At 72.4% G+C, this 26,904-nt stretch carries 25 protein-coding genes, 1 pseudogene and 1 riboswitch; of the genes and pseudogenes, 12 read left to right on the forward strand and 14 right to left on the reverse strand.

The window, feature by feature from the left end:
- Positions 1–150 precede the first annotated feature (150 nt).
- Genes ACFWP3_RS12640 through ACFWP3_RS12650 form a run of 3 tightly spaced genes read right to left on the reverse strand, consistent with a single transcriptional unit; the run spans position 151 to position 4,306 of the window.
- On the reverse strand, positions 151–1,365 hold the full coding sequence (locus ACFWP3_RS12640) for a hypothetical protein (RefSeq protein ID WP_384219470.1): 1,215 nt from the start codon (positions 1,363–1,365) through the stop codon (positions 151–153).
- A complete protein-coding gene (locus ACFWP3_RS12645) occupies positions 1,362–3,101 on the reverse strand; it encodes a lipopolysaccharide biosynthesis protein (protein ID WP_384219471.1) in 1,740 nt (579 codons plus the stop codon). The genes ACFWP3_RS12640 and ACFWP3_RS12645 overlap by 4 nt, the downstream gene beginning before the upstream one ends.
- Positions 3,098–4,306: a glycosyltransferase family 4 protein gene (locus tag ACFWP3_RS12650; protein WP_384219637.1), complete on the reverse strand. Its 1,209-nt coding sequence runs from the start codon at positions 4,304–4,306 to the stop codon at positions 3,098–3,100. The genes ACFWP3_RS12645 and ACFWP3_RS12650 overlap by 4 nt, the downstream gene beginning before the upstream one ends.
- 172 nt (positions 4,307–4,478) lie before the next feature.
- Between ACFWP3_RS12650 and ACFWP3_RS12655 the strand changes: the two genes are divergently transcribed.
- Entirely contained in the window at positions 4,479–4,967 is a 489-nt protein-coding gene (locus ACFWP3_RS12655; protein WP_384219473.1) for an adenylyltransferase/cytidyltransferase family protein, read from the forward strand.
- Here ACFWP3_RS12655 and ACFWP3_RS12660 read toward each other — a convergent pair.
- Both ACFWP3_RS12660 and ACFWP3_RS12665 read right to left on the reverse strand, forming a co-directional pair.
- Positions 4,948–5,670 carry a CDP-alcohol phosphatidyltransferase family protein gene (locus tag ACFWP3_RS12660; protein ID WP_384219475.1) on the reverse strand — a complete coding sequence of 241 codons (723 nt, stop codon included), beginning with the start codon at positions 5,668–5,670 and terminating at the stop codon, positions 4,948–4,950. The two genes, ACFWP3_RS12655 and ACFWP3_RS12660, sit on opposite strands and share 20 nt — an antisense overlap.
- Positions 5,671–5,702: 32 nt before the next feature.
- Positions 5,703–6,902 (reverse strand): MFS transporter, encoded by a 1,200-nt coding sequence (locus ACFWP3_RS12665; RefSeq protein WP_384219477.1) that lies wholly within the window; start codon positions 6,900–6,902, stop codon positions 5,703–5,705.
- 72 nt (positions 6,903–6,974) lie between these two features.
- Here ACFWP3_RS12665 and ACFWP3_RS12670 point away from each other — a divergent pair, with 72 nt between their 5' ends.
- Positions 6,975–7,469 (forward strand): MarR family winged helix-turn-helix transcriptional regulator, encoded by a 495-nt coding sequence (locus tag ACFWP3_RS12670; protein WP_384219479.1) that lies wholly within the window; start codon positions 6,975–6,977, stop codon positions 7,467–7,469.
- Between the two features lie 25 nt (positions 7,470–7,494).
- Here ACFWP3_RS12670 and glgX read toward each other — a convergent pair whose 3' ends face one another.
- Entirely contained in the window at positions 7,495–9,816 is a 2,322-nt protein-coding gene (gene glgX / locus ACFWP3_RS12675) for a glycogen debranching protein GlgX (RefSeq protein WP_384219482.1), read from the reverse strand.
- A 179-nt stretch (positions 9,817–9,995) separates the two neighbouring features.
- Between glgX and ACFWP3_RS12680 the strand changes: the two genes are divergently transcribed.
- From ACFWP3_RS12680 to ACFWP3_RS12715, 8 genes and pseudogenes are all read left to right on the forward strand, one after another.
- Positions 9,996–11,216 (forward strand): Ig-like domain-containing protein, encoded by a 1,221-nt coding sequence (locus ACFWP3_RS12680; RefSeq protein WP_384219639.1) that lies wholly within the window; start codon positions 9,996–9,998, stop codon positions 11,214–11,216.
- A gap of 126 nt (positions 11,217–11,342) precedes the next feature.
- The gene (locus ACFWP3_RS12685; protein ID WP_384219484.1) at positions 11,343–13,553 is read left to right on the forward strand and encodes a choice-of-anchor A family protein; all 2,211 of its coding nucleotides are present in this window, start codon (positions 11,343–11,345) and stop codon (positions 13,551–13,553) included.
- A gap of 442 nt (positions 13,554–13,995) precedes the next feature.
- Positions 13,996–14,400: pseudogene (locus tag ACFWP3_RS12690) on the forward strand (L,D-transpeptidase); the annotation flags it as partial.
- Between the two features lie 141 nt (positions 14,401–14,541).
- Positions 14,542–15,771, forward strand: coding sequence for an Ig-like domain-containing protein (locus ACFWP3_RS12695; protein ID WP_384219487.1), 1,230 nt, complete (start codon positions 14,542–14,544; stop codon positions 15,769–15,771).
- A gap of 86 nt (positions 15,772–15,857) precedes the next feature.
- Positions 15,858–16,625: an enoyl-CoA hydratase/isomerase family protein gene (locus ACFWP3_RS12700; RefSeq protein ID WP_384219490.1), complete on the forward strand. Its 768-nt coding sequence runs from the start codon at positions 15,858–15,860 to the stop codon at positions 16,623–16,625.
- Positions 16,626–16,851: 226 nt separating this feature from the next.
- Complete coding sequence (locus ACFWP3_RS12705) at positions 16,852–17,364, forward strand: ATP-binding protein (protein WP_384219492.1); 513 nt, start codon at positions 16,852–16,854, stop codon at positions 17,362–17,364.
- Positions 17,365–17,728: 364 nt separating this feature from the next.
- Positions 17,729–18,526 carry a polysaccharide deacetylase family protein gene (locus ACFWP3_RS12710; protein WP_384219494.1) on the forward strand — a complete coding sequence of 266 codons (798 nt, stop codon included), beginning with the start codon at positions 17,729–17,731 and terminating at the stop codon, positions 18,524–18,526.
- Positions 18,523–19,710 (forward strand): YncE family protein, encoded by a 1,188-nt coding sequence (locus tag ACFWP3_RS12715; protein WP_384219496.1) that lies wholly within the window; start codon positions 18,523–18,525, stop codon positions 19,708–19,710. The genes ACFWP3_RS12710 and ACFWP3_RS12715 overlap by 4 nt, the downstream gene beginning before the upstream one ends.
- On the opposite strand, the gene ACFWP3_RS12720 is transcribed toward ACFWP3_RS12715, so the two are convergent.
- Positions 19,707–19,904, reverse strand: coding sequence for a hypothetical protein (locus tag ACFWP3_RS12720; RefSeq protein WP_384219498.1), 198 nt, complete (start codon positions 19,902–19,904; stop codon positions 19,707–19,709). The genes ACFWP3_RS12715 and ACFWP3_RS12720 overlap by 4 nt on opposite strands.
- 207 nt (positions 19,905–20,111) lie before the next feature.
- Between ACFWP3_RS12720 and ACFWP3_RS12725 the strand changes: the two genes are divergently transcribed.
- Positions 20,112–20,324 carry an EF-hand domain-containing protein gene (locus ACFWP3_RS12725; protein WP_069922031.1) on the forward strand — a complete coding sequence of 71 codons (213 nt, stop codon included), beginning with the start codon at positions 20,112–20,114 and terminating at the stop codon, positions 20,322–20,324.
- A gap of 43 nt (positions 20,325–20,367) precedes the next feature.
- Here the strand turns inward: ACFWP3_RS12725 and ACFWP3_RS12730 are convergent, their stop codons facing one another.
- From ACFWP3_RS12730 to ACFWP3_RS12755, 6 genes are all read right to left on the reverse strand, one after another.
- Positions 20,368–20,928 (reverse strand): PadR family transcriptional regulator, encoded by a 561-nt coding sequence (locus ACFWP3_RS12730; RefSeq protein ID WP_384219500.1) that lies wholly within the window; start codon positions 20,926–20,928, stop codon positions 20,368–20,370.
- Between the two features lie 55 nt (positions 20,929–20,983).
- Positions 20,984–21,805 carry an energy-coupling factor ABC transporter ATP-binding protein gene (locus tag ACFWP3_RS12735; RefSeq protein WP_384219503.1) on the reverse strand — a complete coding sequence of 274 codons (822 nt, stop codon included), beginning with the start codon at positions 21,803–21,805 and terminating at the stop codon, positions 20,984–20,986.
- Positions 21,802–22,551 (reverse strand): cobalt ECF transporter T component CbiQ, encoded by a 750-nt coding sequence (gene cbiQ / locus ACFWP3_RS12740; protein WP_384219505.1) that lies wholly within the window; start codon positions 22,549–22,551, stop codon positions 21,802–21,804. Before cbiQ ends, ACFWP3_RS12735 begins: the two co-directional genes overlap by 4 nt.
- A gap of 3 nt (positions 22,552–22,554) precedes the next feature.
- Positions 22,555–22,920 (reverse strand): energy-coupling factor ABC transporter substrate-binding protein, encoded by a 366-nt coding sequence (locus ACFWP3_RS12745; protein ID WP_384219507.1) that lies wholly within the window; start codon positions 22,918–22,920, stop codon positions 22,555–22,557.
- A complete protein-coding gene (locus ACFWP3_RS12750) occupies positions 22,920–23,615 on the reverse strand; it encodes an energy-coupling factor ABC transporter permease (RefSeq protein ID WP_384219510.1) in 696 nt (231 codons plus the stop codon). The genes ACFWP3_RS12745 and ACFWP3_RS12750 overlap by 1 nt, the downstream gene beginning before the upstream one ends.
- Positions 23,616–23,643: 28 nt before the next feature.
- A riboswitch (cobalamin riboswitch) is annotated at positions 23,644–23,871 on the reverse strand.
- A 109-nt stretch (positions 23,872–23,980) separates the two neighbouring features.
- Positions 23,981–24,508, reverse strand: coding sequence for a hypothetical protein (locus ACFWP3_RS12755; RefSeq protein WP_384219512.1), 528 nt, complete (start codon positions 24,506–24,508; stop codon positions 23,981–23,983).
- 171 nt (positions 24,509–24,679) lie between these two features.
- On the opposite strand from ACFWP3_RS12755, the gene ACFWP3_RS12760 reads away from it, so the two are divergent.
- Complete coding sequence (locus ACFWP3_RS12760; RefSeq protein WP_384219515.1) at positions 24,680–25,306, forward strand: hypothetical protein; 627 nt, start codon at positions 24,680–24,682, stop codon at positions 25,304–25,306.
- Positions 25,307–25,411: 105 nt separating this feature from the next.
- On the opposite strand, the gene ACFWP3_RS12765 is transcribed toward ACFWP3_RS12760, so the two are convergent.
- Positions 25,412–26,794, reverse strand: coding sequence for an L-serine ammonia-lyase (locus tag ACFWP3_RS12765; RefSeq protein WP_384219517.1), 1,383 nt, complete (start codon positions 26,792–26,794; stop codon positions 25,412–25,414).
- Positions 26,795–26,904 lie beyond the last annotated feature (110 nt).

The following is a 26,904-nucleotide window of genomic DNA, read 5'->3' on the forward strand; positions in this document are numbered from 1 at the left end:
GGGCTGGATTTGGCTGGTGCTGTCTGCCAGGTGCGAGTCGAAAACGCCCAAAGGGCCAAGGCCGAGCTCATCCCGCCTTGCCGGGCACACCCAGCCTCGCCGGCGTTTGAGGCGCGGGGTCTGGGGCGGAGCCCCAGGGGTTGTGGCGGGTCAGGCGGCCGGGACCGGGAGCGGGGTCGGGAGGGTGGCGGCTCGGTGCCAGGCGGCCGTGGCTTTGAGGGCTGAGCCGGCCGCGAGGCCCCAGGCCGCGCCGAGCGGGCCCCACACCGCGTACCCGCCGAGCAGCAAGGCCACGGACAGCAGAGAGAAGACCACCTGCACCGACAGCGTGGCCTTCGGGGCCAGGACGCGCAGCGTCAGCAGGCCGGCCGTGCCCAGGCCCATCACCGCGTACTGCGCCCCCGTCGCCGGCAGCAGCGCCGCCGCCGAGGCCCAGGTGTCGCCCAGCAGTTCGCGGCCCAGCCGGTCCGGCAGCAGGGCCAGGACCGTCGCCCAGCCCGCGCCGACCGCCGCCAGCAGCAGGCCCAGCGAGGCCGTTGCCCGTACCACCGCGCGCCGGCCCCCGCCGAGCCGCGACAGCACCGGCGGCGCGAACGAGTTCGCCGAGTTGAACAGCACGTTCAGCGGCCCGAACAGGGTCGTGGCCCCCCGCAGCGCGCCCACGGCCAGCGGCGTCGCGAAGACGCCGAGGCCCAGCACCGCGAGCTGGCTGGAGCCGTTGCCCACCGCGAACTCGACCACGAACCGCTGCCCCAGGTGCCCGCGCCGCAGGTAGGGCCGCAGGTCCGCCCGCGCGCCGCGTACGTACGGCCGCAGCAGCCACAGGCCCAGCCCCAGCGCGGGCAGCGCGGACAGGCCCCACACGAGCACCAGCCGCCCCGCCGAAGCCCCGGAAGGCTGCACCGCCAGCGCCGCGACCACGCACACCAGCCGCAGCGCGTCGGCGGCCAGCGCCCGCTCGGGGGCGCGCAGCGCCGAGAAGCAGTAGCGCAGCCCGTCCTGTACGAGCACCAACGGCAGTACGAGGCCCAGCGCGAGGAAGGCCGTACCGCCGGCCCCGCCGAGCAGCAGGCCCAGCACCGCGAGCACCGCGCCGACGGCCCCCGAGGCGGCCGCGGTGAAGCCCACGGCCGACCGGCAGGCCGCGCCGAGCCGTTCGCCGGCCTTCTCCAGGACCAGGCTCTGGCCGACGTAGGCCATGCTCAGTCCCAGCAGGACGGTGAACGTCACGTACACCATCGAGAAGGCGGCGAACCCGGCCGCCGACGACAGCCGGGCGGCCAGCACCAGCACCAGGATGTTGGTGGCGCTGGAGGCGGCCTGGTCCAGGACCGAGGAGACGGCGGCGAGTTTGCCCCGGCTCATCTCCGGCCCATGCGGACGGTGCGCAGTGCGACCGTGTCGGTGCCGTCGCCCGGGATGTGCTGTTCCGGCTCGGCCGCCTCGCGGGTCAGCGGCTGCGGTGCGGCCGGTGACGGAGCGGGTGCGGGCGAGGGGGCGGTGGCGCCCTTGCCCTTGCCGCGGCCGCGCTTCTCGCCGGGCAGCGGGGCGTGCAGCACCGCGCCGAGGACCGTCCCGCCGGCTCCGCTGATCAGTTCGCGGATCCGGGACAGGTCGGAGCGGTGGACGGCGCGCGGGTCGCAGACGACCAGGACGCCGTCCACGCGGTCGACGAGGGCGAGGGCGTCGGCGTACGAGAGCACCGGCGGCGCGAGCACGACGACGGTGGAGTTGGGGGAGTCGGCCTCGGAGATCAGCCGGGTGGCGCGGGCGGACGTCAGGGCGCGCGGCACGTTGCGCGCGCGCTCGCCCGGGATCAGGTCGAAGGAGCCGGACTCCCCGGCGTCCACGACGAGCTGGCGTCCGTCGGGCCACTCGGAGTCCGCGTGGCGCCCGCCGCCCTTCGGGCTGCCCGGGGTCTGGCTCCAGCGCGGCCGGCCGCCCGCGTCGGTCGGCAGCTGGCTGGCCAGTACGGGGGTGCGCAGGTCGGCCTCGATGAGCAGGACGTCCTTGCCGGTCTCCGCGAAGGAGGCGCCGAGGTTCACGGCCACCGCGGCGGCGGTCTCGCTGCTGCCGCGCGGGGCGACGACGAGCAGCCGGCGCCGGTCGGCGAAGCGGGCGTCGTAGGCGAGCCGGAAGGCCACCGACCGGTACTCCTCCGCGAGCCGCGGATCGGCCTCGCCCGCGGCGAGCAGCGGCCCGCCGCCGGTCCGGTCGCGGGGCAGGTAGCCGAGGACCGGCGCGCGCAGGGCCCGGGCCACGTCGCCCTCGGAGCGCGGCGCCGGGTCGAAGACGAGCCGGACCCAGGCGGCCAGCAGGCCGAGCGCGAGGCCCACGGCCGCGCCGAGCGCGAGCGACATCACGATGCCGGGGCCGTCGGCCCCGGGGGGCGCGGTCGCGGCGCTGGTGACCCGGCCCGGGGACATGTCCAGGGCCTCGAGCTTGGCGATGTTGCTGTTGAGCGTGTTGACCTTGCTCTGCAGGTCGGTCTTGGAGGAGTAGGCGGCGTCGCGGCCGGGGCCCGCCGGCATCGAGTTGATCTGCTTGACCAGCTCGTCGAGCTGCTTGGCCACCGGATCGCGCTGGTCCTGGTAGCCCTTGACCATCTTGTCGCGGGTGACGTCGAGGGCTTCCTGCCGCTTGAGCAGGTACGCCTCGGTCATCGCGTTGGCGCGCTTGGCGGCCTCCTTGGGGGAGGACGCGGTGTAGGTGAAGCGGAGCACCATCGACTGCGGCGGGTTGGTCACCTGGAGCCCGCTGCGCAGGGCGGCGAAGCCGGAGGCGGAGACACCGAGCTTCTTCGCCGCCTCGTTGGCTGTGGAGGAGCTGAGCGCGACCTGGCGCTCCGAGCCGATGTTGATCGCCTTGTCGGGGGCGAGGCTCGGGTTGAAGGGGTCGTCGGTGGGCGCGCGCAGCACCACGTCGGCCGTCGCGACGTAGGTGTCGGCGGTGGAGACGCCGAGGTAGACGCCGCCCAGCAGGCCTATCCCGATGCCCGCGCCGAGCAGCCGGCGGTAGCGCAGGAGCTGCCGGAACTGGTCGCGGAGGAGATCGGGTTCGTCCTCGGCCGGTGCCGCTGCCGGGCGGTTCGTCTCGATCACGGCCGGGGACCCCCAAGTGCTTCGTCCATCAGTGCGTCGATGCGGGCCAGGCCCGCTTCACGGCTCAGGTGCGCCGCCACGTGGCGGGGCCCGGCCGCTCCCAGTGCGTCCGCGCCCTCGGGGTCCTCGGCCAGGACCCGTACGGCCTTCAGCAGGGCTTCGGGGTCCTCGGGCTGTACGAGCACCCCTGCTCCCGAGCGCTCCACCTCCTGGGCGGTCCCGCCCTCCGCCGCCACGGAGGCGACGACGGGCCGGCCGGCCCGGAAGTAGGAGGTGAGCTTCGAGGGAACGCTCATGTCCATGACGGCGGCGTGCTGCGTGACCGCGAGTACGTCCGCCGCCGCGAGGATATCCGGGAACTCGCCGTCAGCGGCAGGGGGGATGATGTCCAGATTCGGTACATCGGCTGACAGTTCGGCGAGGGCCGAGCGCTGGCTGCCGTCACCCATCAGGACGAAGCGGACACGGGGGTCGAGCCGGGCGGCCGCCACGAGCACTTCGAGGCCCTGCTTGAGGCCCATGTTCCCGGAGTGCAGGACGACCGTCTGGTCCGGGGCCCAGCCGAGGTGGCGGCGGGTCTCGCCGCGCGGCTTGGTGGGCTCGGCCACGTGGGACCAGTTGGGGACCAGGCGGATCCTGGCCGGGTCCACGCCCATGCCGACGACCCGGTCCACGAAGGTCTCGTGGATGACTCCGACGAGGGTGGCCCGCTTCAGCGCGTACGCCTCGGCGCGGCCGGCGATCGCGGCCGCCTTGTCGCCGCCGCTGATCCCGCTCTGCGCGGCGGCGGCGCCCATCAGGTCCTGGACGACCGGGACGTACGGCACCTTCCAGCGGGCCGCGAGCCGGGCGGCCAGCACCCCGCCGGCCAGGCTGGGCATCTGGGCCATGACCGCGTCCGGCTTCGGCATCCGGGGCGGGGCCGCGGCGCCGTGCAGCAGAATCGATCCTTCGAACAGGGCCCGCTTCACGGCGGTCTGGACCTGCGGCACGGTGTGCGCACGCCGGTGCACGGTGACACCCGCGCGCTGTTCCGTGCGCCGGAGCGCCCCTTTGTACTCCGGCTCGAGCGACCACGCCGGGTAGTGTGGCATTCCCGCGAGGACATGGGTCTCGTGGCCGAGATCAGTCGCCCAGTGTTCCGCGATCTGGGTGGCGTACGGCCCGATTCCCGCGTGTTCGGGCGCGTAGTTGGTGGAGACCAGCAGCAGGCGCCGGTGACCGGATATGGACACTGAGCGTCCCCTTCTCCCCTGGATGATGCGCACGTCACCCTATTCGTTCACCCGCGTGCTGCGGAACGTGCACGCTATTGTCTGCTAATCCGCCACACCGGGGGGTGTGGCCGCTGGGGGGTAACAGATGACGGAGCGGGATATGTCCGAACTTGGCGCGCCCGCGCGCAGGCCGTACCGAGTCGGCTATGCGCCGGGTGCGTACGATCTGTTCCATATCGGTCATCTCAATATCCTTCGGCACGCCCGCAGTCAGTGCGACTACCTGGTGGCCGGAGTCGTCTCCGACGAGATGGCCGAACTGGCCAAGGGGCGCCGCCCGATGATCCCGCTCGTCGAACGGCTGGAGATCGTCCGCAGCGTGAAGTACGTCGACGCGGCCTTCGTCGAGACGGTCCCGGACAAGGTCGAGACGTGGAAGCAGGTGCGCTTCGACGTGATCTTCAAGGGCGACGACTGGCGGGGCACACCCAAGGGCGACAAGCTCGAGAAGGACTTCGCGACCCACGGCGTGGACGTCGTGTACTTCCCGTACACCGTGCACACCTCCAGCACCCAGCTGCGCCGGGCGCTGGACGCGCTCGCCGAACCCCTCGCGGCGGCGGAGCCGTTCACCGCCGAACGGCGCTGAGCTCCCGGAACCACTTCACGAGGAACGCCAGCAGGAACAGCCCGGCCACCGCTCCGAAGGCGGCGTACGCGCGAGCGAACAGCTCCCCGCCGCCGAGCAGTACGAACACCAGGCAGAACACCCCGTAGTCCACGGGGAGCAACGCCACCGCGCGGAGGGTCGACGGCGCGGCGGCGGGGCTGCCCGGAGCCGGCCGGGGCTTGAGCTTCTCGGTCAGCAGCCCGCCGAAGAAGGTCACGATCGCGGCGAACTGGAAGCCCAGCGGCACCAGCAGCCAGCCGTCCCCGCCCGTCCCGTAGGCCTCCGGGAAGCGGTAGAACGCGATCAGCACGCACGAGTGCAGCGCGGTCAGCTTGGCGCAGTCCACGACGTGGTCGAGCCACTCGCCCGCGGCGCTTCCGCTGCCCCGCAGCCGGGCCAGCTGGCCGTCGGCGGAGTCGAAGGCGAAGCCCACGGCGAGCGCGGCCCACACGGCGATCCCCAGCCCCCAGGAGGGCGCGCACAGCGCGACCGCCGCGGCGGCGGCGAAGCTGAAGGCGGCGCTGACCAGCGTCACCTGGTTCGGGGTGAGCCCGAGCGCGTACGACCCGGCGGCCAGGTACCGCCCGGTCGGCCGGTTCACGAACCGCGAGTAGAGCGACACCCCCTTCGCCGATTTCTGCGCCCCGCGCAGCTCCCGCAGCGCGAATCCGACTCTGCCCATGCACGGCCCCCTCAGCGACGATGTCGAACACATCATCGCAGGGCGAAAGCGGACTCCCGTCCGGGGCGTTCGCGCACGTCCGGGAGCAGCAGTACGGACAGGTTCGCGGCGGCGGTCAGCACGGCGGCGGCCAGCAGCGGGGCCGTGGTGCCGGCGACGGCGGCGAGCGGAGCGGCCGCCGCCAGGCCCAGCGGGCGGGCGGCGAAGGAGATCAGGGTGTCGAAGGAGCCGACCCGGCCCAGGGCTTCCAGCGGGATGCGGCGCTGCATCTCCGTCTCCCACAGCGGGCTCAGCACCCCCAGGCCGAACATCGAGCAGCAGAACGCGGCCGCGGTCACCGGGAGCGGCAGCCGCAGCGCGAACGCGGTGAGCGGCAGGGCCTGGACGGCGGCCCCGAAGGCCACCGCGTACAGCGGCCGGCGGACGGGCAGCCGGCCGGCGGCCCACACGCCGGCCAGCATCCCGACCGTGCCGACCTGGGCGATCACCACCCAGGAGGTCTCCCCGCCCAGGCTCTCCACGGCGATCAGCGGTCCCAGGGTGAGCAGCAGTCCGGCCGCCAGGTGCCAGGCCCCGTGGGCCAGCACGTTGGCGAGGAACCACGGGTGGCGCCGGGTCTCGGCCCAGCCCCCGCGCAGCTCCGCGCCGAAGGAGCCGCGCGGCGTGCTGCGCGGGACCGGGGTCACGGGCAGCCGGCCGAGGGTCAGCGCGGAGATCAGGAAGAGCACGCCGGTGAGCAGCGAGGACCAGCCCGCGCCGATGGCCAGCATCAGCACGCCGGCGGCGGCCGGCGCCGCGATCTGCGCGAGCCCGGTGGCCACGCCGAGCCGGGTGTTGACGCGCAGCCGCCCGTCCTCGGGGACCGCGGCGGCGACGAGCGTGCGCGCGGACGGGGTGCCGAAGGCCACGGCGGCCCCGGTCACGGCCGCGAGCACGGCCAGGCGGGGGACGTCCGCGGGGCCGGCCATCAGCACGTACCCGGTCGCCAGCTGGGCGGCCGCCCGTACGAGGTCGGCCACCAGGACCACCCGCCGCGCCGGGAACCGGTCGGCGGCCACCCCGGCGACGGGCAGCAGGAGCAGCATCGGCAGCAGCTCGCAGGCGAGCACGAGGCCGAGGTCCCCGGCGGAGCCGGTCCGTACGAGTGCCAGCGTCAGGGTGGTGGGGATGAGGGCGGTGGCGAAGGCCGCGAAGGTGCGCCCGGCCAGCAGCCGCCAGATGATCGGGGTCATGACAGGGGAGAATATTTCGCCAGCGAATCATTCGTCAACGAAATACATGGCCCCGGGTGCGATACTGCGGCCATGGACGCAGAGGACTCGGTCGACCGGCACATCGCCCGCTGGAGCGGCATCGTCCCCTTCGACGTCGGCACCGAAGAGGTCATCACCCGCATCCAGCTCCTCGCCAAGCACGTGGGCCACGCCAAGGACCGCGCCCTGGCCGAGACCGGCCTCCAGGCCTTCGAGTTCGAGACCCTGCACCGCCTCGCCTCCCGCGGCCCCGCCGCCCGGGCCACCCCGTCCGAACTCGCCGCCGAACTCCTCCTCTCGCCCGCCGGCATGACCGGCCGCCTCGACACCCTGGAGAAGTCCGGCCTGATCCGCCGCCTGCGCACGGCCGAGGACCGCCGCCGGGTCGACGTCGAACTCACCGACGAGGGCCGCACCCGCTGGGCGGCGGCGATGCGCCTGCGCGGGGTCGCCGAGCGGGCGATGCTCGCACCGTTCGCCCCCGCCGAACAGGCGGCCCTCTCCGCCCTCCTCAAGCGGATGCTGCTCCAGGTCGAAAACGGCTGAAACTGCTGAGAACGGCTGAGATTTCCTACCCCGCCACCCTCAGCAGCAGCACCGAACGGGCCGGCACCGTCAGGGTCTCACCGCCCCGGTGCCGGGTGAGCGGGGCCTCGGACTGCGCCTCGCGCGAGGTGTCCAGCACCAGTTCGTACACCTCGGCCCACGGCGGCCCCGGCAGCACCCACGGCACCGGCCGGTCCCCGGTGTGCAGCAGCGCCAGGAAGCTGTCGTCCGTCACCTGGCGGCCCCGCTCGTCACGGCCCGGGATGTCCCGCCCCGACAGGTACATCCCGAGCGCGGCGGCCGGCGCGTACCAGTCCCGCTCCGTCATCTCCGCCCCCGCGGGCGTGAACCAGGCCAAGTCCCGCAGCCCGTCCACCCCCTGCGGCCGGCCGGAGAAGAACGCCCGCCGCCGCAGCACCGGATGGGCCTGGCGCAGCGAGATCAGCCGCGCGGTCAGCGCGAACAGCTCCCGCCACGCGGGATCCTCCAGCAGGGACCAGTCCACCCAACCCGTCTCGTTGTCCTGGCAGTACGCGTTGTTGTTGCCGCCCTGGGTGCGCCCGAACTCGTCCCCCGCGACGAGCATCGGCACCCCCGTCGACAGCAGCAGGGTCGTGAGCAGGTTGCGCAGCTGCCGCCGCCGCAGCGCGGCGATCCGGGCGTCCGTGCCCTCCGGCGGATCGCCCTCCACCCCGCAGTTCCACGACCGGTTGTCGTTCGTCCCGTCCCGTCCCGCCTCCCCGTTCGCCTCGTTGTGCTTGCGCTCGTAGGACACCAGGTCCCGCAGCGTGAACCCGTCGTGCGCGGTCACGAAGTTCACCGAGGCGTACGGCCGCCGCCCGCCCCAGGCGTAGAGGTCGCTCGACCCCGACAGCCGGTACCCGAGGTCCCGTACGTCGGGCAGCGCACCCCGCCAGAAGTCCCGTACGGCATCCCGGTACCGGTCGTTCCACTCCGTCCACAGCGGAGGGAAGGCCCCCACCTGGTAGCCGCCCGCACCCACGTCCCAGGGCTCCGCGATCAGCTTGACCCGCCGCAGCACCGGGTCCTGGGCGATCACCGCCAGGAACGGCGACAGCATGTCCACGTCGTGCATCGAACGGGCCAGCGCCGCCGCCAGGTCGAAGCGGAAGCCGTCCACCCCCATCTCCGTCACCCAGTACCGCAGCGAGTCGGTGATCAGGCGCAGCACGTGCGGGCGCCCCGCGTGCAGGGTGTTCCCGCAGCCCGTGTAGTCGGCGTACCGGCGCTGGTCGGACTGGAGCCGGTAGTAGCCCCGGTTGTCGATCCCGCGCAGGGACAGCGTCGGACCGAGCTCGCCCGCCTCCGCCGTGTGGTTGTAGACCACGTCGAGGATGACCTCGATCCCCGCCGCGTGCAGGGCCCGCACCATCCGCTTGAACTCCCCGACCTGCTGGCCCGCCGTACCGCTCGACGAATAGCCCGCGTGCGGCGCGAAGTAGCCGACCGAGTTGTAGCCCCAGTAGTTGCGCAGCCCGCGCCGCAACAGGTGGTCCTCGTGCGCGAACTGGTGCACCGGCAGCAGCTCGACCGCCGTCACGCCCAGCTTCACCAGGTGCTCGACGGCCGCCGGATGGGCCAGGCCCGCGTACGTGCCGCGCAGTTCGGCGGGGATCCCGGGATGGCGCATCGTGAAGCCGCGCACGTGCAGCTCGTAGATCACCGAGTCCGCCCACGGGGTCTTCGGCCGGACGTCGTCCGCCCAGTCGTCGTCATCGTGGACGACGACCCCCTTGGGCACGGACGGCGCCGAGTCCCGGTCGTCGCGCACCGTGTCGGCGATGTACTGCTGCGGCCAGTCCCGGACGTGCCCGTACACCTCGGGCGGCAGGCCGAACTCACCGTCCACGGCCCGGGCGTACGGGTCCAGCAGCAGCTTCGACGGGTTGTAACGGGCGCCCGTCCACGGGTCCCAGCGCCCGTGCACCCGAAATCCGTACCGCTGCCCGGGGCGCACGCCCGGCACGAAGCCGTGCCAGATCTCGTGCGTGAGCTCCGTCAGGGCGCAGCGGGTCTCGGCCCCGCTCCCGTCGAACAGGCACACCTCCACCGCCTCCGCGCCCTGCGCCCACAGCGCGAAGTTGGTGCCCGCGGTCCCGTCCGGACCCTGGTGGAACCGGGCCCCCAGCGGATGCGAGGAACCGGGCCACACCGGCGGCCCCGGCCGCCCGGACGTCCGTAAAATCTGGCCCCTGACCTGCCCGTTCGGCACCGGCGCGGTCAGACCGCCGCCCCGGACCGCGCTCTCGGTGTCCACCGGATTCGCGGCGTCCACCACGTTCCCGACGGCTTCCACCGCCTCTTCCTGCTCGGCTGCGCTCGACACTGCCCGCCTCCACGGCTCCTGGGTACCTGCGGGGGAGGGGAGTGCGGCCCCGGCGTCCCGGCCCGGGCCCGTCCCCGTCTGGTCCTTCACACTGTTCTGCCCGGACTGTTGTGCCCGGAACGTCCGCGCCGCTCACGTTTCCCCCGGAGGGCCCCGGTCGTTGGAGGGGCGTGACACTTCTGACGAGGCGGGCAGGGGCGGGCTTGGCCGCCGTGGCGGCATGGGCGGGCCTGCTCGGCGGCCTGGCCGGATGCACCGAGGACGGCCGCTCCCCGGTCGAGATCGCACTGCCCGGCAAACCCCGCTCGCCGGACGAGGCCATCCGGATCACCCCCGACGACAACGCCAAGGGGGTGCCCGCCGACGGACGCCTCGGCGTGACCGTCCCCGAGGGCAGGCTGGAGCGCGTCGTGGTCACCAAGGTGGAGGACGCGCAGGAGGAGCGGGTTCCGGGCGCGATCGCCGAGGACGGGCTCAGCTGGAGCCCCGACCCGGAGTCCGCCCGGCTCTCGCTCGCGGCCAAGTACACCGTGGACGTCGTCGCACTCGACGGACACGACCGCCGCCAGGCCCGCCACACCACCTTCACCACCTACGTTCCCGAGGAGCGGTTCATCGGCTACTTCAAGCCGGAGAACCGCTCCACCGTCGGCACCGGCATGATCGTCTCCTTCAACTTCAGCCGGGCCGTCACACGACGCGCCGAGGTGGAGCGGGCCATCACCGTCACCTCGAACCCGCCCGTGGAGATCGTCGGCCACTGGTTCGGCAAGGAGCGGCTCGACTTCCGGCCCAAGACGTACTGGAAGGCCGGCACCGAGGTCACCGTGAAGATGGACCTGCGCGACATCGAGGGCGCGCCCGGCTCCTACGGCATCCAGGACAAGACGATCACCTTCACCGTGGGCCGCTCCCAGATCTCCACCGTGGACGCGGCCGAGCACACCATGGAGGTCCGCCGGGACGGCAAGCTGCTCCAGTCCCTGCCGATCACCGCCGGAGCGCCCAAGACCACCACCTACAACGGGAAGATGGTGGTGATGGAGCTCTTCGACGTCACCCGCATGAACGGCCAGACCGTCGGTTTCGGCGGGGAGTACGACATCCCCGACGTCCCGCACGCCATGCGGCTGACCTCCTCCGGGACCTTCCTGCACGGCAACTACTGGGTCAGCCCCGACACCTTCGGCTCGGCCAACGTGAGCCACGGGTGCGTGGGCCTGCGCGACGACAAGGGCGGCGGCTCGGACACCCCGGCCGGCTGGTTCTTCGACCGGACCCTCGTCGGGGACGTGGTGGAGGTCGTCAACTCGCAGGACAAGACGGTGGCCCCGAACAACGGCCTGGGCGGCTGGAACATGTCCTGGGCGGACTGGGTCGCCGGCTCCGCCATCGCCTGACCGCTGCACGGAAGAGTGATTCGTGTGATCGGAATGCCGTAGCGGGGAGTGTCCTCGCGGCGCCCGCCGACGCCTGCCTCCAGCCTGTCAGGGCACATCTGGGCAGCGCGTAACGGACGGAGCGTCATGTCAGCTAGGAAATGGGCCCTCGGGCTGGCGGTCGGGGCCGTACTGGCCTCGGCCGCGCCCACCGCCCTCGCGGCGGGTCCCGGGGGCGAACGACCGGCGGCGCCCGCCGCCCGGGCGCCGCTGCCCGACGGCCTGGGCCCCTGCGTCCCGGGGCGCTGCCCCGACCCGTACCCGCCCATCGGCACGGGCGGGATCCCGGTGGGCCGGGACAACGGCATCAACATCTTCGCCGGCGGCGACTTCCGGGTCAGGGGACGGGCCTCCGAGGCCGAGGGCCGCCTCGTCGTCCTCGGCGACTTCGACCAGGACAAGCTGGCGGGCGGCGACAGCCGCTACAACGTCGGGATCGTCGGGGCCGGCTCGCTCGTGCCGCCGCCCGACGGCGCCGACTTCCTCACCACCGGCGGGGACATCACCGTCGCGGCGGGCGAGCGGCTGCTCGCCGACGGCGGCCGGGTCCGGCACGCCGGCACCATCACGGGATTCGTCTCCGGGATCCTGACCCCGGACCCGGCCGCCGTCACCCCGTACGCGGGCCTGCGCGACCGGCTCAGCGCCGCCAGCCAGTGCTACGCCAGGGTCGACGGGCAACCGCGCCCGGCCACCGGCACGGTCCTCAACAGCGGCTTCGAGACGGTGTTCACCTCCGCGCTCCAGGTCTTCAACATCGACGCGAACCTCGTCGGCAACGGCGGCGGCCAGCAGGGCATCCGCTTCGCCCGCATCCCGGCCACGGCCACCGTCCTGGTGAACGTGCTGGGCGCCACCCGCACGATCAACACCTACAGCGGCGGCATCGAGGACACCGACCCGCTGAACGCCTACCGCGACCGGCTGCTGTGGAACTTCCCGGACGCCACCACCGTGAACCTGACCGGCGGCGGCCAGTTCCAGGGCAGTTTCCTGATGGGGCAGCAGAGCTCCGAGACCACGATCACCCTGCCCGGCATCAACGGCCGCTTCTTCACCACCGGCTCCGTCACCCACGGCAGCGACACCGTCGGGGGCGGCGGCCAGGAGTTCCACTCCTACCCCTTCAACGGCGACCTGCCCGAGTGCGGCGGCCCCGCCCCCGTCACCGGCTCGCTGTCCGTCCTCAAGCGGGACGCGGAGACCGGCGCGGCCCTCGCCGGGGCGCAGTTCGAGCTGTGGCGGGAGAGCAACGGCACCGACGGGCTCCAGACCTCCGCTCCGAACGCCGACACCCTGGTCACCGAGTGCACCACGCCGGCGAGCGGCATCTGCGAGCGGACCGCCGAGCTCGGCACGTACTACTGGCGGGAGACCGAGCCGCCCCTCGGCTACGACCTGCCGGCCGAGACCGTCCACGTGCTGACCCTGACGGCCGAGAACGCCGGGGCCGGGGTCCGGGTCCAGGCGGACAACCGGCGCACCCCCGAGCCGCCGGACGGCGCCCGGGTGGAACTGCGCAAGACCGACGCGGCCACCGGCCGCCCGCTGGCCGGCGCCGAGTTCGAGCTGTGGCGGGAAAGCAACGGCACGGACGGGCTCCAGACCGCCCAGCCGGGCGGTGACACCCGGCTCGACGGGGTGTGCGTGACCGGCCCGACCGGCATCTGCACGGTGGAGCTGCCGATCGGGCAGACCTACTACTGGCGCGAGACGGCCACCCCGCCCGGGTACGAGCCGCCCGCGAACCCGGTCACCCGCTTCGACCTCGACGCGGGCGACGTGGCGGACGGCATCGTCGTCACCGTCCCCAACACCCCGCAGCGCGAGGAGTACGAGGGCTCGATCCGCATCGTCAAGCAGGACGCCAAGACCGGCCGCCCGCTGCGCGGCGCGGTCTTCGAGGTCTGGCAGGAGACCAACAACACCGAGGGCCTCCAGACGATCGGCATCAACCCGGACCGCAGGGCCGCGGCCGGCTGCGCGACCGACCGGACCGGCGTCTGCGACTTCGGCCCGCTCCCCGAGGGCTGGTACTACCTGCTGGAGACGGCGGTCCCCGAGGGCTACGTGCTGCCCGCCGACCGGGTGACCGGCCCGCTGCGGCTGGATGCCACGACCCCGGACCGGCGCCTGGTGGTCACGCTCCAGAACAAGCGCGACGGCCACGGCAAGGGAGACCATGGCAAGGGCGGTCACGGCAAGGGGGACCACGGGAAGGGCGACCACGGCAAGGACAAGCCCAAGCACCCCCAGCACCCGAAGCACCCCAACGACGCCAAGGGCCCCCGGGCCTGACGCCGTCCCCGGCCGGTCCGGGCCGCCCCCGGGTGCGCCGGCGGAGTGAGGAGGTCACTCCGCCGGCGCACCCGCCGGGCCGGGCCCGCCCCGGCCGGGTTGGCTGGCCCCAGCGGCCCGGCCGGCCTTCCCCTGGACCTAGGCCCGCCGCTGAACCCGGCCGCCGCGTCAGGGGCTCCGCCCCCGAACCCTCCCCCAGACTCCGTCCGGGGGGACCCCCAGCGCCTCAAACGCCGGCGGGGCTGGATGATCCCGGCTGAGGCTGGATTGATTAGCTCGGGCCGGACTGTTCGCCGGTCAATCCAGCCGCACCTGGAGGCCGGCCGTAGCCAAATCCAGCCTCGCCGGCGTTTGAGGCGTGGGGGTCCCCCCGGACGGAGTCTGGGGGAGGGTCTGGGGCGGAGCCCCGGGACGCGTACCCGCACCGGCCCATCCACACCGGCCCGACCCGAACGCGGCGGGCGGCTGCCCCGTCCGCACCTACCGGGTGACCTGCGTGGACCTCGACCGGCAACTGCTCTGGGTCCAGCGCGACCGGCGCGTCCTCTTCGCGCCCGTACCCATCCGCACCGGCCGCGACGACCAGGAGACCCGCCCCGGCTGGCACGAGGTGTACTGGCGCAGCAAGGACCACGTCTCCACGCTCTACGACGACGCCCCCATGCCCTACGCGCAGTTCTTCGACGGGGGCCAGGCCCTGCACGGCCGCCCCGGGGACCTGTACGCGCACGGCGGTTCGGCCGGCTGCGTCAACCTCTCCGTGCCCGACGCCGCACGGCTGTGGGACCTGCTCACGGAAGGGGACGCCGTCTACGTCTGGGGCACCAAGCCGGGCACCGACGACTAGGCTGTCGCCGCAGGGCCGCTCGCCGTCCGGGCACTTGGGACGGAACGGTGACAAGACCGTGGCTTTTCGTGTTCTCCCCATGTGATTACCTGTCGGCAAGCGCGCGACTGCCCGCGCGCGGGGGACATGGGGAGAACAAGAGTGAACGTGCAGCCGATACGCGGCCGCGTCCGCACCGGCCTGCCGGCCCTTCTGCTGGGGGCCGCCCTGCTGCTGACCACCGCGTGCAGCGGCGGCGGCGGAGGCAACAACGGCAGCGGCAGCGGGAGCGACAACGCCGGGGGCGGTGGCAAGACCGGCACCGAAGCCTCCAAGGCCGTGGTCAGCGTGAAGCCGGACGACGGCTCCAAGGAGGTCGCGACCAGCGGCGTCCTGAAGATAACGAGCACCGGCGGCAAGCTCACCACGGTGACCGTCGCCGACACCAAGGGCAACGCGGTCGAGGGCAAGCTGGCCGACGACGGCGCGAGCTGGGAGCCCTCGCGCCACCTGGCCTCCGCCACCGAGTACAAGGTGCACGCGGTCGCCAAGGACGAGGCCGGCCGGGAGTCCGCCAAGGACACCACCTTCACCACCCTGACCCCGACGAACACCTTCATCGGGCACTACACGCCCGAGGACGGTTCGACCGTCGGCGTGGGCATGCCGGTGTCGATCAACTTCACCCGGGGCATCACCAACCCCGAGGCCGTCGAGAAGGCCATCACCGTGACGGCCGAGCCGGCCGTACCGGTCGAGGGCCACTGGTTCGGCAACGACCGCCTCGACTTCCGCCCCGAGAAGTACTGGGCCGCGGGCACCAAGGTCACCGTGAAGCTCGCCCTCGACGGGGTCGAAGGCCGCCCGGGCGTCTACGGCAAGCAGACCCGTACGGTCACCTTCACCATCGGCCGCTCGCAGGTCTCCACGGTCGACGCGAGCAGCAAGCAGATGCAGGTGGTCCGCGACGGCCAGGTCCTCAAGAACATCCCGATCACCGCGGGCGCCCCGTCGACGACCACCTACAACGGGCAGATGGTCATCAGCGAGAAGTACAAGGTCACGCGGATGAACGGCGCGACGGTCGGCTTCGGCGGGGAGTACGACATCCCCGACGTCCCGCACGCGATGCGGCTGTCGAACTCGGGCACCTTCGTGCACGGCAACTACTGGGCCTCCTCCGGCACGTTCGGCTCGGAGAACGTCAGCCACGGCTGCGTCGGCCTGCGCGACGTGCGCGGCGGCGGCAACGGCGACGTACCGGCCGCCTGGTTCTACAACGAGTCGCTGATCGGCGACGTGGTCGTCGTGAAGAACTCCAAGGACAAGCAGATCGCCCCGGACAACGGCCTCAACGGCTGGAACATGGACTGGGCGGAGTGGATCAAGTAGCCGTCCCCGCGTAGTACTCCGGTGGCCCGGTGCTGTGACACACAGCACCGGGCCACCGCGCGTTAGCCGCCGCTAACCTTCCCCGTATGACCATCTCTCTCGAAGTCTCCGAAGGCGTCGGCACCATCCGCCTGGACCGGCCGCCCATGAACGCCCTGGACATCGCCACCCAGGACCGGCTGCGCGAGCTCGCGGTGGAGGCCACCGACCGGGCCGACGTCCGCGCGGTGATCATCTACGGCGGCGAGAAGGTGTTCGCGGCGGGCGCGGACATCAAGGAGATGCAGGCGATGGACCACGCGGCGATGATCGCCCGGTCCCGTGCGCTGCAGGACGCCTTCACCGCGGTGGCCCGCATCCCCAAGCCCGTCGTGGCGGCTGTCACCGGCTATGCGCTGGGCGGCGGTTGCGAGCTCGCGCTCTGCGCCGACTACCGGATCGCCGCCGACAACGCGAAGCTCGGCCAGCCCGAGATCCTGCTCGGCCTGATCCCGGGCGCCGGCGGTACGCAGCGGCTGTCGCGGCTGATCGGCCCGTCCCGGGCCAAGGACCTCATCTTCACCGGGCGGATGGTCAAGGCCGACGAGGCGCTCGCGCTGGGCCTGGTCGACCGCGTGGTCCCCGCGGCCGAGGTGTACGAGCAGGCGCACGCCTGGGCCGCGAAGCTGGCCCAGGGCCCGGCGATCGCGCTGCGCGCCGCCAAGGAGTGCGTGGACGCGGGCCTGGAGGCCGACATCGACACCGGGCTCACCATCGAACGCAACTGGTTCGCGGGCCTGTTCGCCACGGAGGACCGTGAGCGCGGCATGCGCAGCTTCGTCGAAGAGGGTCCGGGCAAGGCGAAGTTCGTATGACCCCTGCGGGTGGATTAGCCAGGCCTTAAGGGAACCTTAAGCAGATTCGGTGATCCACCCACGGTGATCACTTCTGAGCACTGCGTCACCGCTGGTCAGGGTGGGTGCAACCGGCCTCCGCTTGCCTCTCGCATATGACAGGGCGCCCCTGCGGAATTGTTGATTCCGCAGGGGCTTTTCCCGTGGAACGGCCCGGAGGGGCAGGTCGGCCGTCCATGATGGGTGCATGGCGGGCCTGGAGGGTGTGGAACAGCCGCGGCAGCGCAGCAGCGCTTCGGCCGTGCGGCTCACGGCGGCACTTGAGGACGAACAGGGCCTCAAGGCACTGGAGTTGTACGGGAACCCGGCTGAGGCGGAAGTGATCCTGCCGTCCATGCCGGAGTCGGCCGGCACCGCCCGCAGGCTCACCCAGTGCGTGGTGATACGGCTCTGGGGGCTCTCGCCGCAGATCTCCGAACACGCCGTCCTGCTGGTCTCGGAACTCGTCGGCAACGCGGTCCGCCACACCGGGGCCCGCTCCTTCGGCTTACGCATGCTCCGGCGGCGCGGCTGGATCCGGGTGGAGGTGCGCGATCCCTCGCGCGGGCTGCCCTGCCTGATGCCGGTGCACGAGATGGACACGACCGGGCGGGGGCTCTTCCTCGTCGACAAGCTGTCCGACCGCTGGGGCGCCGACCTGCTGCCGCGCGGGAAGATCACCTGGTTCGAGATGCGCGTGGCCGACCGCCAGAACGCCTGAAGCCCCCTGGTCGCCGTGGTGGGGCGGTGCGGGGGCTTCATGGGTGCGCCGAGGATCGATTGGGGTGTGATCCTCGGCGTTGGGGCTTCGCTCGGGTCAATGGGAAGCCGTGGTTCCGACTATGGCAGACGCGGCCCCAAACACCAAAAGTCCCTAGTCGGACATAAGTGTGCAAATAGTGAGAGTTTCTAGCTAAATCCTAGGTGAGGTGGGCCACTCACCTCGTATTCGATGAATAACTATCGACCGCTCTGTGTAAATCGTTGATCACATAGCGGACAGGCCCCTGGTCGGACGACTTCGCCGAAGGTCCTGAATTGGGTCAATCATTACCTTAAGGTCCATCCGCCCCTTAAATGGGCAGGTGCTCTCACATCCAGGCCGCCGCGCGGTCCTGCGCGCGGGCGGTCTCGCCACGGCCGGCGCCGCCGTGGCCGGCCTCGCCGCCGCCTGCGGACCGGGCCGCCCCGCCGCGACACCCTCCGCCCCGCCCCCCGGTCCGGCCAGACCCGCCCGGCCCGCCGCACCGGCCGCGGCCCTCCCGCGCCGGTACGCCGGCCAGCCGGTCGAGATCGCCCACGGCCCGCGCGACCGCGCCCGGGTCGCCCTGACCTTCCACGGCAACGGGGACCCGGCCGTCGCCCGGGCGGTGCTGGCCTCGGCCGAGAAGGCGGGCGCGCGGGTCACCGTACTGGCGATCGGCAGCTGGCTCGACGCCCACCCGGACCTGGCCCGCCGGATCCTCGACGGCGGACACGAGCTCGGCAACCACACCCAGCGCCACCTCGCGATCAACGACCTCCCCGAGGCGGAGGCCTACGCCGAGATCACCGGCTGCGCCCAGCGGCTCAAGCGGCTCACCGGCTCCATCGGCACCTGGTTCCGGCCCTCCCAGACCCAGTACGCCACCCCGCTCGTCCAGAAGCTGGCCCAGCGGGCCGGCTACCCGCACGTCCTGTCGTACGACGTGGACTCCCTCGACTTCACCTCGCCCGGTGCCGCGGCCGTCATCCGCACCGTCACCGGGACGATCCGGCCCGGATCGGTGGTGAGCCTGCACTTCGGCTACGCGGACACGGTCGACGCGATGCCGCCCCTCCTCGAAGAACTCGCGCGCCGCAAGCTGCGCGCGGTGACCACCACGGAGCTGCTGACGCCATGAAGACCACCTGCCTTCCCCGGAAGGCCGCCGTGCTGCTGGCCGGTCTGGTCCTCGCCGCCCTGGCCGGCTGCGGATCGGCCGACAAGGGACCCGCCGAGGCGCTCGGTACCAAGGGTGCCGCCCAGCCCCCCAAGGCCGTCCCGGCCGTGCCGCCGGGCCTGCCCGGAATGCCCCCGCTCCTCGATCCGAACGACGTGTACGCGGCGGACCGGCCGAACAAACTCTCCCCGGTGGTCAAGGACTTCCCGTCCCGCGTCTACGTACCGAACACCAATTCCAACACGGTGTCGGTCATCGACCCGGAGACGTACCAGGTCATCGACACCATCCCCGTCGGTGTCCAGCCCCAGCACGTGGTGCCCTCCTGGGACATGAAGACCCTGTGGGTCAACAACAACCGCGGGCACACGCTCACCCCGATCAACCCGGCCACCGGGGAGGCCGGGAAGCCCGTCGAGGTGCACGACCCGTACAACCTGTACTTCACGCCGAACGGCAAGTACGCGATCGTCATGGCCTCGATGGACAAGGAGCTGGTCTTCCGCGACCCGCACACGATGGACCGGGTGAAGACCGTCCCGGTGAGCTGCTACGGCGTCAACCACGCGGACTTCTCCGCCGACGGCCGCTACTTCATCGTGAGCTGCGAGTTCTCCGGCGAACTCCTCAAGGTCGACACCGAGAAGATGGAGGTCATCGGCCAGCAGAAGCTGCCGTTCGAGGGCGCCATGCCCCAGGACGTCAAGGTCTCCCCGGACGGGAAGACCTTCTACATCGCGGACATGATGGCGCACGGCATGTGGGTGCTCGGCGGTGACGCGTTCGACGTCCCGAAGCTGCTGCCGACCGGCAAGGGCTGCCACGGCCTGTACGTGAGCCGCGACTCCAAGGAGATGTACGTCTCCAACCGCGGCGAGGGCACCATCTCCGTCTACGACTTCCCGCAGAAGAAGCTCACCAAGAAGTGGACGCTGCCCGACGGCGGCAGCCCGGACATGGGCGGCGTCTCCGCCGACGGCAAGGTGCTGTGGCTCTCGGGCCGCTACAACTCCGAGGTCTACGCGATCGACACGGTGACCGGCAAGCAGATCGCCCGGATCCCGGTGGGCGGCGGCCCGCACGGCCTCGCCGTGTACCCGCAGCCCGGCCGCTACTCGCTCGGCCACACCGGCATCTTCCGCTAGCGCGGACGCGGCGGTGCCCCGGGAGCCCGCACGGCTCCCGGGGCGCCTGCGTGCTGCGGGCGCTCCTCGGCGGCCCCGGCCTGCAACTGCCCGGCCGTGACGGCTTCACCTTCCGGCGACTTGGATCCGGCGAAGTGCAGCGCCATCTCCTCGCGGCCCTTGCGGAATTCGGCGTCGGTCGCCAGGAAATGCATTACGCGCCGGTGCGGTAGTTGGCGGACGGGATTCTCCTGGAACTCGGAGGGTGCTCTCACGCGGATTTCGGTCTGTGGGGATCCTGATTCCCCAACGGGAGGGCAATTGGACATCCATCCGCCGCCCGAACGGGCCCCGGAGCGGGGGCCGGTGCGCCGGGCGGCTACCCTGAGCCGGTCAACAAGCACCAAGAAGGGGTGGACCCAGTGGCGAGCATCGAGAGCGCGCGGGCGACGTTCGACAAGTTCGACGTGAACGGTGACGGCTTCATCACCGCCGACGAGTACAGCGCGGCCATGAAGGCCATGGGTGACGCCTACGTCACCGGCGCGGTCGCGGACGCGGTGCTCGCGGCCAAGGACGCCAACGGCGACGGCCTGCTGAGCTTCGACGAGTTCTGGGCCGCCCTCAACAAGTAGGCCCCTCCCCGCCCCCGTTCCGCCTGCCGGGACGGGGGCGCGGTCATGTCCCGGGGCCGGACCCGCCGGCCGTCATGTCCTCGACCTCGCCGAGGGCCTCCTCCAGCCAGTGCAGCCAGAACGTCTCCAGGGCGATCCCGCCGTGCAGCACCAGACGGCGCAGCCGGTCCTCCACGGCGTCGCGCTCCGGCGGGAAGTCCTTCTCCTCGATCGCCCCGTACTGCGCCAGCTGCCGCCGGTGCAGCTCCAGATGGCGCCGCAGCTCGGGCCCGAGCCCCTGCGGCCCGACCACGCCCGCCGCCCGGATGCGCAGCAGCAGCGGGTCGCGCATCGGCTTCGGGTCCTGGCTCTCGCCGACCCACCGCGCCAGTTCCGCGCTGCCCGCCGCCAGGACCTCGTACTCCTTCTTCTGCCCGCGCACCGGCACCTCGCTCGGCAGCTCCCGGATCAGCCCGGACTCCTCCAGCCGGCCGAGCTCGCGGTAGATCTGCTGGTGCGTCGCCGACCAGAAGTACCCGATCGACTTGTCGAACCGCCGGGTGAGCTCCAGCCCGGACGAGGGCTTCTCGAGCAGGGCGGTCAGGATGGCGTGGGGGAGCGACATGACGCCATCCTAGGGAGGCCCCGGCCCGCGCGGACCCGGGTCGGCGCCGAGGCCGCTACCGCCAGTCGGACAGCGCCTCCGGGGTGCGCGGCCCGGGGAGGCCGGCCGCCAGCAGGCCGTGGGCGCGCAGCAGGGCCGTCACCGCCGGGGACCAGGCCTGGCGCAGGCCCGCCTCCGCCAGCAGCGCCGGATCGGACAGCAGCTCCTGGGCCGGCCCCACACGGATCCCCGACGGGGTCAGGACCGCCGCGTCGTCGGCCCACCGCACGGCCAGGTCCACGTCGTGGGTGGCCATCACCACGGTGGTCCCCGAGGCGCGCAGCCCCGCCAGGACCTCCAGCAGCCGCTCCTGGCCGTCCGGGTCCAGTCCGGCCGTCGGCTCGTCCAGGATCAGCACCCGCGGAGCCATCGCCACCGCCCCCGCGATGGCCGCGCGCTTGCGCTGGCCGTACGACAGCAGGTGGGTCGGGCGGTCCCGCAGCGCCGTGATGTCCAGTGCGGCGAGGGCGGCATCGACCCGCTCGCGGACCTGCGCGACCGGCAGGCCCAGGTTCATCGGGCCGAAGGAGACGTCCTGTTCCACCGAGGCCGCGAACAGCTGGTCGTCCGGGTCCTGCACGACCAGCTGCACCGCCGTCCGCAGCCGGGTCAGACCCGCCCGGTTGTGGGCCACCACCGCGCCGTCGAGGTGCAGTGCGCCCGGGCCCGGCTTCAGGCCGCCGCTCAGCAGCCGCATCAGCGTGGTCTTGCCGCTGCCGTTGCGGCCGAGCAGGACCAGCGCCCGGCCCTCGGCGATCGCGAAGTCCACCCCGGAGAGCACGGCGGGCCCGTCCTCGTACGAGTAGCCCGCGCCCACCAGTTCCACCAACGGCCTCACAGGTACAGCTCCTTCAGCGTGAGAGTTGCGGCGACCAGCCCGGCCAGCAGTGCGCCGGACCAGGCCAGGAACCGCCAGGACAGCGGGGACTCGGGGACCAGCACCCGCAGCGCGCCGTCGTAGCCCCGCCCGGCGAGGCCCGCCTGGAGCCGCGCCGCGCGGTCGAAGGCCCGTACGAACGCGGTCGCGGCGAGCCCGGCCACGGAACGCCACGCCGCCGCCCGGCCGGTGGTGCCCAGGCGGGCCGCCTGGGCCTGGCGGATCCGGGTGAGCGAGTCGAGCAGCAGGAACCCGATCCGGTACATGACCAGGGCCACGTCCACCACGGGCGCCGGCACCCCCGCCCGCACCAGCCGCGGCAGCACGTCCGAGACCGGGGTGGTGAAGGCGAACAGCAGTACGCCGAGCGAGGCCGCCGAGGTGCGCAGCAGCAGCTCGGCGGCCTGCCGGGGCCCGTCCGGGGCCAGCGAGACGAACCCGGCCGGCCCGCCCACCGCGACCAGCAGCGGCAGCGCCCCGGTGAAGCAGAAGCCGAGCGGGATCCGGAAGGCCCGCCACAGCTGCCGCCGGGCCACCCCGGCGGGGCCGAGCAGCACGCACAGGGTGGCCGCCCCGACCAGCGGCCCGCCGGGCCAGGGCGGCAGGCAGACCGCGGTGACCGTCAGCCCGATCCCCAGCAGCGCCTTCTCCAGCGGATGGCGATGGCGCCAGCGGCTCGCGTGCGCGGCCGCGTCGATCGGCAGCACCGCCTACGACTCCGCGGCGGGCGTCTCGGCGGGCGTTCCGGCGGGCACCGTGGCGGGCGTCGCGGCCGCGGCGGCAGCGCCCTGGCGGCGGCCCTTGCGGACCCCGAAGTAGTACGCGAGCACGCCCGCGCCCAGCGCCGCCTGGAGGGCGAACAGCGCTGACTCCACCTCCCCGGAGGGGGGTTCGTACAGCGGCGAGAACCACGGCTCGTAGTCGGGCCGGAGCTCGGTGATGGCCGCCTCCGCCTGTGCGTCGGCGCCCGCGAACGGCTCCTCCTTGCCGTCCCCCAGCCCCAGCGCGAGCGGGAGCACGGCCAGCGCCGCCACCAGGAGCAGCAGCAGGGTGTTGATCTTCGCGTTCCTGGTCATCAGACCGCCGCCTCCCGCTGCTTCTCGGATCCGGTGAGCTTGGCGACGCCGAGCCGGACCAGGTCCGACTTGCTGGACTGCATCAGCAGGCGCATCACGAGCACGGTCAGCAGCCCCTCGCTCACCGCGAGCGGGATCTGGGTGAGCGCGAAGATCTCCCCGAACTTCACCAGCGCGCCGGTGAATCCGCTCGCCGCGTCGGGGAAGGCCAGCGCCAGCTGGACCGAGGTCACGCAGTAGGTGACCAGGTCGGCGAAGAACGCGCCGAAGAACACCGCGACCATCAGCGGCAGGTCGAACGAGCGGAGCAGCCGGTAGACGGCGTAGCCCGCCCAGGGCCCGGCTATCGCCATCGAGAACACGTTGGCGCCCAGCGTGGTGAGCCCGCCGTGCGCGAGCAGCAGAGCCTGGAAGAGCAGGGTGATCGTGCCCAGCACCGCCATGATCGGCGGCCTGAACAGGATCGCCCCGAGCCCGGTACCGGTGGGGTGCGAGCAACTTCCCGTCACCGAAGGGATCTTCAGGGCGGAAAGGACGAAAGTGAATGCTCCGGACGCACCGAGCAGGAGCGTGCTCTCGGGATTGGCCTTCACCTCGCGGGTGAGGGCCCGGACGCCGTGGACGACGAACGGAGCGGACGCGGCGCCCCAGGCGACCGCGTGCAACGGGGGTAGGAACCCCTCGGCTATATGCATGAGTGGGGAGACCTCTCCAGCACCTCGTGGATGGACAACGCGCCCCGGCCGGTCTCCTGGCTCACGGGTGCTGATGCCCGGGCTCCGCCTTCCCGGGGCCGTGCGGTGTCCCGCGCGGTGTCCCAGTGGCTTCCCGCTGGGGGTCCCCCCGACGGAGGCAGGGGGAGAGAGTGGAGCCGGACTTCCCCGATCACAGTGGCGAGGGCCGCACCGGTTTCCCACCGGTTTCCCGAACACCAAGGCCCGCTGACCTTAGTCGGCCGCGCGCGCCGACAACAACCCGGCCCCGTGCGGGCGCGGCAGGGCGGCGGCCGGCCCGTACGGCCGCCCGGGCTGCCGTACGGGCCGGTGGGGCCGGCGCCGGGTCAGTGCGCGATGTCCACGACCAGCCGCTCCGGTGCGTGCAGGGCGAAGACGCGGTAGTAGGGCAGGGTGTCGAAAGCGGCCCCGAAGGTCACGTACCCCTCGTAGTCGCCGGTCAGGGCCAGGCCCTTGAGCTTGCCGAGCTGGATCTTCTGGAGCTTGGGACCGCGGTAGACGCTCTGACCCGCGTCGTTGTGCGCGGCGGCGGGGTTGAGGCGGATCTCCAGGAAGTGCTTCCCGGCCAGCGGCACGGGCTTGCCGGACCCGTCGTAGGTCAGCCGCGCGACGGGAGTGACGGTTGCCCCGGGGACGTACCCCTGCAGGTCGATGACGATCCGGTCGTATGTGGCGTGCCCGGCCCAGCGGGCGTTGACGACGAGCGGGGTCTGGCTCTGGGGCTGGGTGGCGGAGGTGGCTGCGGCGTTGGTGGCGGAGGTGGCGGCCGAGGCAGGAGCGGCGAAGGAGAGGCAGGCGACGAGCAGAGCGCCGGATGCCAGGGCCGTGAGCTGCCGGAAACGTGGGTGGATCATGACGTCCCCTCGATTCTCGAGAGACGGGGACTGCTGGCACGGCGTAAGACGCCGGGTGGGATCCCGTAGTTCCGGTTCCGTTCCGATTTTCTCCCGGTGAGCAACTCCCTTTGATGGCAGGCTGGTTGGGTGAGCCGACCCGCCCGGCCCCGCCCGACAGGAGAGAACCGGATGCGCCGTTTCCGCTTTCCCCGCCACGCGGTGCTCGCCGTGGCCCTCGTCCTGGCAGCCGCCGCCTGCGGCGACGCGGACCCCGAGGTCGAGCAGGAGGGCAAGGGCGGCTACCGGTGGAAGGCCACGGACGAGATCTGCAACGTGCTCCCGTACGGCGAGCTCGCCGATCCGCTCGGTGCCCGCGAGGAGGCCGCGGACCGGAGCGAACGGGCCGGCCGGGGCGCGCCGGGCGTCGCGTGCGTCCAGCCGCTCGTCGAGTCCGGCCCGGCGAAGTACGCGAACGTGAAGGTCGAGCTGGACCTCGCCTACACGGAGAGCGTCGACTTCGCCAAGGACGTCTTCGCCAGGGGCAAGGAGAACACGCGCAAGGACCAGCCGGACGGCGGCCTCACCGATGCCCAGGGCATCGGCAGGGAGGCCTACCGGTTCGGATTCAACAAGCCGGACGAGCGGCGCCAGGTGCGCGAGCTGCGGCTGCGGGACAGCAATCTGATGATCGACATCACCGTCACGGCCGAGGCGCGCTCGGCGCCCACCCCCGAGAGCCTCAGGGCCTTCGACGCGTCCGTGGACGACTTCGCCAAGGCCTGCCTCAAGGCCCTGCGCGCGAAGACGAAGTCCTAGCCCGAGGACGAGGGGGCGCGAAGGCGCGAGGGGGCCCGGCGCGCAGCTTCGCGCGCCGGGCCCCCTCGCGTCAGCCTCGGCCGTCTGGGCTCCCGCCCTCGCGGGTCAGCACTCGATGACGTTGACCGCGAGACCGCCGCGGGCGGTCTCCTTGTACTTCACCTTCATATCCGCGCCGGTCTCCTTCATGGTCTTGATGACCTTGTCGAGGGAGACCTTGTGGCTGCCGTCGCCGCGCATCGCCATCTTCGCCGCGGTGACCGCCTTGACCGCCGCCATGCCGTTGCGCTCGATGCACGGGATCTGGACCAGGCCGCCGACCGGGTCGCAGGTCAGGCCCAGGTTGTGCTCCATGCCGATCTCGGCCGCGTTCTCGACCTGCTCCGGGGTGCCGCCCAGGACCTCGGCGAGGGCGCCGGCCGCCATCGAGCAGGCCGAGCCGACCTCGCCCTGGCAGCCGACCTCGGCGCCGGAGATCGAGGCGTTCTCCTTGAACAGCATGCCGATCGCCCCCGCCGCGAGGAGGAAGCGGACCACGCCGTCCTCGTCCGCACCCGGCACGAAGTTCGTGTAGTAGTGCAGGACCGCAGGCAGCACGCCCGCCGCGCCGTTGGTCGGGGCCGTCACGACCCGGCCGCCCGCCGCGTTCTCCTCGTTGACCGCCATCGCGTAGATCGTCGTCCACTCGCTGCGGTGCATCATCGGGTCGCCCTCGGTGCGCAGCTGGCGCGCCGTGGACGCGGCCCGGCGCTTGACGCGCAGGCCGCCGGGGAGGATGCCCTCGCGGGACATGCCGCGCGCGACGCAGGACTGCATGACGCGCCAGATCTCCAGCAGGCCCTCGCGGATCTCCTCCTCGGTGCGCCAGGCCTTCTCGTTCTCCAGCATCAGGGAGGAGATCGACAGGCCCGTCTCGTTGGCCAGGCGCAGCATCTCGTCGCCGGAGCGGAAGGGGTACTTCAGCACCGTGTCGTCGAGCTTGATCCGGTCCTCGCCGACCGCGTCCTCGTCCACGACGAAACCGCCGCCGACCGAGTAGTAGGTCTTCTCCAGCAGCGGGGCGCCGGACTCGTCGTACGCGAAGAGCGTCATGCCGTTCGCGTGGTACGGCAGCGAGCGGCGGCGGTGCAGGATCAGCTGGTTCGGCTCGTCGAAGGCGATCTCGTGGCCATCGCCTATTTCCGCGCCGAGCAGGCGCAGCCGGCCGCTCTTGCGGATGCGCTCCACCTCGTCGTCCGCCGTCTCCACGTTCACGGTGCGGGGGGAGTGGCCCTCCAGGCCCAGCAGCACCGCCTTGGGCGTGCCGTGGCCGTGGCCGGTCGCGCCGAGGGAGCCGAACAGCTCGGCGCGCACGGACGCCGTCTGGGCGAGCACGCCGTCCTTCTTCAGGCGCGTCACGAACATGCGCGCGGCGCGCATCGGGCCGACGGTGTGGGAGGAGGACGGGCCGATGCCGATGGAGAAGAGGTCGAAGACGGAGATGGCCACTGGCGGACTCCCTTGTCTGCTCGTGGGGTGGGAGGGGGCAGGAGAGGCGGATTGATCGGATTTTGTCCGGCAGACGAGCTTATCGCGGTGAAATGAACGGTTCGGCTGCC

Origin of the sequence: Streptomyces sp. NPDC058525, assembly GCF_042719495.1 — a bacterium.
Classification (GTDB): Bacteria; Actinomycetota; Actinomycetes; order Streptomycetales; family Streptomycetaceae; genus Streptomyces.

What these genes read in the sequence shown, in the direction of transcription:
- ACFWP3_RS12640 (WP_384219470.1), bottom strand. Translation starts at nt 1,365, where the DNA reads ATGAGCCGGGGCAAACTCGCCGCCGTCTCCTCGGTCCTGGACCAGGCC.
- ACFWP3_RS12655 (WP_384219473.1), top strand. Translation starts at nt 4,479, where the DNA reads ATGTCCGAACTTGGCGCGCCCGCGCGCAGGCCGTACCGAGTCGGCTAT.
- ACFWP3_RS12660 (WP_384219475.1), bottom strand. Translation starts at nt 5,670, where the DNA reads ATGGGCAGAGTCGGATTCGCGCTGCGGGAGCTGCGCGGGGCGCAGAAA.
- ACFWP3_RS12665 (WP_384219477.1), bottom strand. Translation starts at nt 6,902, where the DNA reads ATGACCCCGATCATCTGGCGGCTGCTGGCCGGGCGCACCTTCGCGGCC.
- ACFWP3_RS12670 (WP_384219479.1), top strand. Translation starts at nt 6,975, where the DNA reads ATGGACGCAGAGGACTCGGTCGACCGGCACATCGCCCGCTGGAGCGGC.
- ACFWP3_RS12685 (WP_384219484.1), top strand. Translation starts at nt 11,343, where the DNA reads ATGTCAGCTAGGAAATGGGCCCTCGGGCTGGCGGTCGGGGCCGTACTG.
- ACFWP3_RS12700 (WP_384219490.1), top strand. Translation starts at nt 15,858, where the DNA reads ATGACCATCTCTCTCGAAGTCTCCGAAGGCGTCGGCACCATCCGCCTG.
- ACFWP3_RS12705 (WP_384219492.1), top strand. Translation starts at nt 16,852, where the DNA reads ATGGCGGGCCTGGAGGGTGTGGAACAGCCGCGGCAGCGCAGCAGCGCT.
- ACFWP3_RS12715 (WP_384219496.1), top strand. Translation starts at nt 18,523, where the DNA reads ATGAAGACCACCTGCCTTCCCCGGAAGGCCGCCGTGCTGCTGGCCGGT.
- ACFWP3_RS12720 (WP_384219498.1), bottom strand. Translation starts at nt 19,904, where the DNA reads ATGCATTTCCTGGCGACCGACGCCGAATTCCGCAAGGGCCGCGAGGAG.
- ACFWP3_RS12730 (WP_384219500.1), bottom strand. Translation starts at nt 20,928, where the DNA reads ATGTCGCTCCCCCACGCCATCCTGACCGCCCTGCTCGAGAAGCCCTCG.
- ACFWP3_RS12745 (WP_384219507.1), bottom strand. Translation starts at nt 22,920, where the DNA reads ATGACCAGGAACGCGAAGATCAACACCCTGCTGCTGCTCCTGGTGGCG.
- ACFWP3_RS12750 (WP_384219510.1), bottom strand. Translation starts at nt 23,615, where the DNA reads ATGCATATAGCCGAGGGGTTCCTACCCCCGTTGCACGCGGTCGCCTGG.
- ACFWP3_RS12755 (WP_384219512.1), bottom strand. Translation starts at nt 24,508, where the DNA reads ATGATCCACCCACGTTTCCGGCAGCTCACGGCCCTGGCATCCGGCGCT.
- ACFWP3_RS12760 (WP_384219515.1), top strand. Translation starts at nt 24,680, where the DNA reads ATGCGCCGTTTCCGCTTTCCCCGCCACGCGGTGCTCGCCGTGGCCCTC.